Source organism: Lishizhenia sp., from assembly GCF_033720595.1.
Classification (GTDB): domain Bacteria; phylum Bacteroidota; class Bacteroidia; order Flavobacteriales_D; family Crocinitomicaceae; genus Lishizhenia.
Genome location: NZ_JAWWCF010000197.1, coordinates 1 through 5215, shown reverse-complemented (window position 1 = coordinate 5215; position 5215 = coordinate 1). Strand labels below are relative to the sequence as shown.

Annotated in this window: 5 protein-coding genes and 2 pseudogenes; 4 read left to right on the top strand and 3 right to left on the bottom strand. The window is 36.5% G+C overall.

Annotated features, from left to right (window positions below; translation table 11 throughout):
* Nucleotides 1-267, top strand: a pseudogene (locus R3333_RS12270) (thioredoxin family protein); the annotation flags it as partial.
* Nucleotides 268-301: 34 nt separating this feature from the next.
* Nucleotides 302-1798 carry a DUF5723 family protein gene (locus R3333_RS12265; RefSeq protein WP_318959069.1) on the top strand — a complete coding sequence of 499 codons (1497 nt, stop codon included), beginning with the start codon at nt 302-304 and terminating at the stop codon, nt 1796-1798.
* Nucleotides 1799-2010: 212 nt separating this feature from the next.
* On the opposite strand, the gene R3333_RS12260 is transcribed toward R3333_RS12265, so the two are convergent.
* The 3 genes from R3333_RS12260 to R3333_RS12250 all read right to left on the bottom strand — a co-directional run bounded on the left by R3333_RS12260 (nt 2011) and on the right by R3333_RS12250 (nt 3961).
* Nucleotides 2011-2472, bottom strand: coding sequence for a hypothetical protein (locus R3333_RS12260; protein ID WP_318959068.1), 462 nt, complete (start codon nt 2470-2472; stop codon nt 2011-2013).
* A 36-nt stretch (nt 2473-2508) separates the two neighbouring features.
* Complete coding sequence (gene rlmB, locus R3333_RS12255) at nt 2509-3264, bottom strand: 23S rRNA (guanosine(2251)-2'-O)-methyltransferase RlmB (RefSeq protein ID WP_318959067.1); 756 nt, start codon at nt 3262-3264, stop codon at nt 2509-2511.
* Between the two features lie 79 nt (nt 3265-3343).
* A complete protein-coding gene (locus tag R3333_RS12250; RefSeq protein WP_318959066.1) occupies nt 3344-3961 on the bottom strand; it encodes a hypothetical protein in 618 nt (205 codons plus the stop codon).
* 363 nt (nt 3962-4324) lie between these two features.
* On the opposite strand from R3333_RS12250, the gene efp reads away from it, so the two are divergent.
* Nucleotides 4325-4891 carry an elongation factor P gene (efp, locus tag R3333_RS12245; protein WP_318959065.1) on the top strand — a complete coding sequence of 189 codons (567 nt, stop codon included), beginning with the start codon at nt 4325-4327 and terminating at the stop codon, nt 4889-4891.
* Nucleotides 4892-4950: 59 nt separating this feature from the next.
* Nucleotides 4951-5215 (top strand): annotated as a pseudogene (locus R3333_RS12240) (hypothetical protein); the annotation flags it as partial.

The window sequence follows — 5215 nt, the reverse complement described above, 5'->3', positions numbered from 1 at the left end:
GAAGAATTGGAGTACCCCTTCCCTTACCTATACGACAGCACGCAAGATATTGCCAAGGCTTACAACGCTGCGTGCACTCCAGATATATTTGTATTTGACAGCGCTAAGCAACTTTACTTCCACGGACAAATCGATGACTCACGTCCAAGTAATGATATTGAAGTCAGTGGAAAAGACCTTAAAAATGCCCTTGATTTATTGGTAAAAAATGAAAGTTTTAGTGGTACGGAGAAGCCATGTATGGGGTGCGGAATTAAATGGAAGTAAATCATTACTTTTATCCAGAACATAATAACACGCTATGAAATTTTACAGTTTAGTCATCCTTCTTTTTACAACGACCATAGTCTTCGGACAAACTCAGAATGGAGCCTACACTGCAATTGGAAAAGGGGTAGCTACTACCTTTTTAACAGACTATCAATGTTTAGGAATTAATACTTCTATGCTTGGTACTGGTACGGGTTACGAAGACAAAAAGGCAACTTTTGGCACTTCGGAAATGGCTTTTAGTATTTACAGTCCAGCCCTTACCAAACAAAACTTCATTAATTTAAGAACTGCCATTACCAACGAAGTAACTGGTAATTCTGCAGAAGGTTTTAACCTGGCAGAACAAAAGGAATCTGTAGCAAATTTTGCTGAGAAGGGAATCGCAATGAATGCAAATTACAATTGGTTTGGATTTGCTTATCAAGGCGAAAAATTCGGAGGAATTGCTGTTCAAGTTCGAGAAAAATTCAATTGGTATTCACAACTCAACCAACAAACTACGGACATTATCTTTAGAGGTCAGTTTGCTTCTATTTTTGACTCTTTAACCGTAGCTTTTGACGGAGACACAACCCAAATAGCCAACAGACCTGGAATTTCTGAAGACACTTTAGCTGCAGCCATCTCTGGTCAGATTAGCTCCCCTATTCTCATTAGTGAGTTAACTGATGGAACAAAAATTAAGCAACGTTGGGACAGAGAATGGAACATTGGTTATGGAAGAAAAATCTTTGGTAAACCTGAAACTTTTGCTTTATACGGGGGTATTAGTGGTCGTTACATTCAATCTGTGGCTCACTTTGATTTTGAGTCCAGCAATGGTAACGTAAACCTATACTCAGCAATGAGTCCGAGCTTTGATATTGACTATGGTGCAGTAGCCAATTCTAATCCTTCGGCAGTAATGCAAGAAGCATCGAGGAAGATTCCTGAGCTTGTTGGAAATGGATACGGTTTTGACCTTTCTGCTACTGTAAAAATGGCTAAAATTTTCACCTTTGGGTTAGCCATCAACAACATAGGAAGTGTAACCTACAACAAAAACATTTACAAGGTAAGAGACACCTTAATTGGGAGTGTGAGCTTAGAAGGATTAAAAGATCCGAACGTTTTAAGATCGGTCAACCGCTTTTTAGACAAGGATGGTATTTTAGAGTTAGAGGGCCAAGAAAAACTTGTGGTTCCTAACTCTGCTACGATACGCATTGGAGGAAGTATGGAGTTCTTTAAACGCATAAACATTGGTGTAGATGTGGTAGCTCCATTCAACAAGGACAATCCTGGAAGTTTGGCCAACCCCATAATCTCAGCAGGTGGTGATTTTAAACTTTTCAAATGGTTATGTTTATCTGCCGGATATTACGGAGGTGGCGTTTACAAATCAAACGTTCCGCTCGGAGTTAACTTTATTTTAAGAGGTGGTGCCTATGAATTTGGTATTTCATCTACGGATATTTTGCGCTTTGTGAGCGACAATACACATAGTGTATCTACTGCCTTTGGATTTGCAAGAATTAGATTCTAAGCAATAAATACGCATACATTTTAAAAGGCTCGGGAATTTCTCGGGCCTTTTCCATTAGGGGTAGTAGTGGTATACAAAATTCACAAAAACTTACTTGAACTTAAAGGCAGCTTAGCGACCAACGTGAAGCTAAATGCGTTTTAGAGAAAGTTATTTTTGGTAGTTTGTATAGGAACGGATGACCCGCCCCCCAAGACCTTGGGGGAAATGGCCTAATCCACTTTATTCAATTTCAGTTTTCTTTTTTGATGGTCTGAAGTATAAATTACCAAAACCATTTTATTCGCGTTAAACCAACGCACACGGTATTTAAGCGCTTGTACAAACTCATCCTCTGTATTGTAGAACTTGAGTCGTTTCCCTTTGGCCACAAAAATATGCTGGTCAACCTTCTCCAAACTATCCGCACTTATTTTTTCGGCAGAATAAATGAGATTTCCGTTAACCATTTTGATTTGCATGTTTTCCACAGGCACCTCTTCTCCGTATTTATCCACTAGCGATGCCGTTCCTTTTAAGGTGTCAGCATCCAAGATAAATTCTTCAGAACCACTGCCTTTTTTGTATTCCCATTTCCCTACAAGTTTTTCGGCTTTATTGGGAAGTTGGGCTTGGATATGAAAAACGCTCATTACCATAAGGATGAGCGTTATATATTGTTTTGTTCTTTTCATAAAATGAAAGTACAGCTTGAGAATTGAAAGTACAAATTAGCTTGTAATTAACTGTCGCATTTTTTCGTACAAGATAATACCTGTTGCAACACCAACGTTATACGATCCTATGGTTCCTAATAATGGAACTTTTGCTCTCTGATGTGCCAAATCTAATAACTCCTTAGAGATACCATCTTCCTCAGACCCCATAATGATTGCCGATGGTTCATTGAGGGTAACATCGAACACAAAGTTATCTGTCTTTTCAGTACAAGCTACAATGCGCAAACCAGAAGACTTAAGGTATTGAACCGTTTCCGATAAATCATCAACCTTACAAACTGGAATTTTATGCAATGCTCCCGCACTTGTCTTAATTGCATCTCCAGTAACCAATGCTGAATTTTTAGAAGGAACAATAATCGCGTGAACTCCACTACACTCAGCGGTTCTTGCTATAGCTCCAAAATTACGAACGTCTGTAATTCTATCTAAAATTAAAAAGTTTGGCTCATCACCATTTTCAAAAATCTCTTGTAAAACATCCTCTACATTTTGATATTTTATCGGTGAAGTAAAGGCGATTACACCTTGGTGATTTTTACGTGTTAATCGGTTCAACTTTTCTAAAGGCACAAATTGGAGGGTGTAATTTTTCCCTGCTAATTCTTCCTTCAATTCTTTAAAGAGGTCCTTTTGCATTCCTCTTTGAATCATTATTTTGTTGATTTCCACTTCTGCTCTAACAGCTTCAATTACGGCACGTACACCGAATACCAAATCAGAAATTTCTTCGCGATTGTTTCTCATGGGGGCAAAGGTAATTGAAAAGTGATGAAGAATTCTATTCTTTAAAGATAAAATATTGGGTATGCGCAATTCTACCTGTTCACATTGTGAGCTCGAACATAAACAAATCAACTTTCCATTCCTTACTATACCTTCTATTGTATTTAAAACTATACTCATCTAAGATCAATTGAAGATTATACCAAGCAACTTCATGATGTATCCCTTTTAATAATTTAAATAGATTACCTTTAATTTTATTCTTCCAATCCTGCTTTATTCCCTGCTCAGCACATGATGATATGGCTAATTCGTCTTCCTCGTTATTCGTCAATAATTTTGGGAAAAGAAATTTACTTTTTAGGAGTTCTTTCTTTAAACTTCTTGTATATACTCTGTAAGTCTTAGAAAGAAATAATCTAATTTCATCTCGTTTTCTATCTTCCGATATCGTATAACATAAAGTCAGTTTTCCTGGAAAGTTAATGGAGTTGATTTTATCACCTTGAAATGTTATTTCTGATATTTTAGTATACTGAATTTTAGAATTGATTTTACCCAACTCCTTTTGAATTTTTCTAACCATGTACAAAACTGTTCCGTATCTTTTTTGTCTAGATTGCCGGAGAATTGACTTGATAGACATGGGCTTTTTATCATTCATTACTAAATGTAAGATCTCTAGCCAGTCAAAGAAGGATTTGTTGCTATCTCTCATAAAACAAATAGATTTAAGTGATATTTTCTTGGTACAACTTGAGCATTTCCATCCAATTATTTTTTGACTCCACTTTAATTTCTTTGAAGCACAATTTGAACATTTATGAACTTTGCATTCAAGGTGATTCCTGAAATAACTTATACATTTTTCTTCCACAGAATAAGTGGTGTAAAACTTATAATTTTTCATGATTGTTAGGTTGTGATTTATTAGAAATAAGGTACAACTTTCTTGTCATATAAAAAATTCAGGTAGAATTCCGCATATTCACAAAATCGATGGAATTATGAACTTTTCCCACCTCCTCTCCTCAACTTTCCTCAATCATTTATTACATTTGCATTCTCAAACTATATAAATATGGCAGATACTTCAGATATAAAAAACGGACTTTGCATCGATTGGAATGGTAAACTTTGGTCTATCGTAGAATTCCAACACGTTAAACCAGGTAAAGGACCTGCATTCGTTCGTACGAAACTTAAGAACATTGAAACAGGAAAAGTTGTAGATAATACTTTCTCTGCTGGACACAAAATTTTCCCAGTTCGTATCGAAAGAAGAAGTTACCAATACTTATATCCAGAAAATGAAGGTTACCACTTCATGAATACGGAAGATTACACACAGGTTTTCATCAATAAATCTATGGTTGAAAAGTCTGAGTTCTTATCAGAAGGAATGATTTGTGAGATTACTTTCCACGCGGAAGAAGAAGCTCCATTGTTAGTTGATTTACCTATGTACATTGAAGCAGAAATCACTTACACTGAGCCAGGAATTAAAGGAGATACAGCTACAAACAGTTTAAAACCTGCTACAATAGATACAGGTGCTGAAGTTAGAGTTCCTTTATTCATCGACAACGGTGAGAAAATAAAAATTGATACAAGAACAGGTACTTACGTAGAAAGAGTTAAATCGTAAGCCCCTTATTAATACTTAAGAGTCGATCAGCTTTGGTCGACTTTTTTTATGCCCAGATTATGCCTTTTGTTTCCTTAGATAATAATATAGACATACACTTTCAACGCATCAATGAAAATACGAATTCGGATATTGTAGCCGTATTTCTGCACGAGGCTTTAGGGTCTATTGGACAATGGAAACATTTCCCTCAACAACTATGCGACCGCCTAAAACTTTCTGGAATTGTATATGAACGTCAAGGTTACGCTTCTTCTTCACCTTTAACAGAAAAGAGAAATGATGATTACTTGGAGCGCTATGCTTTGGACGAACTCCCGAAGT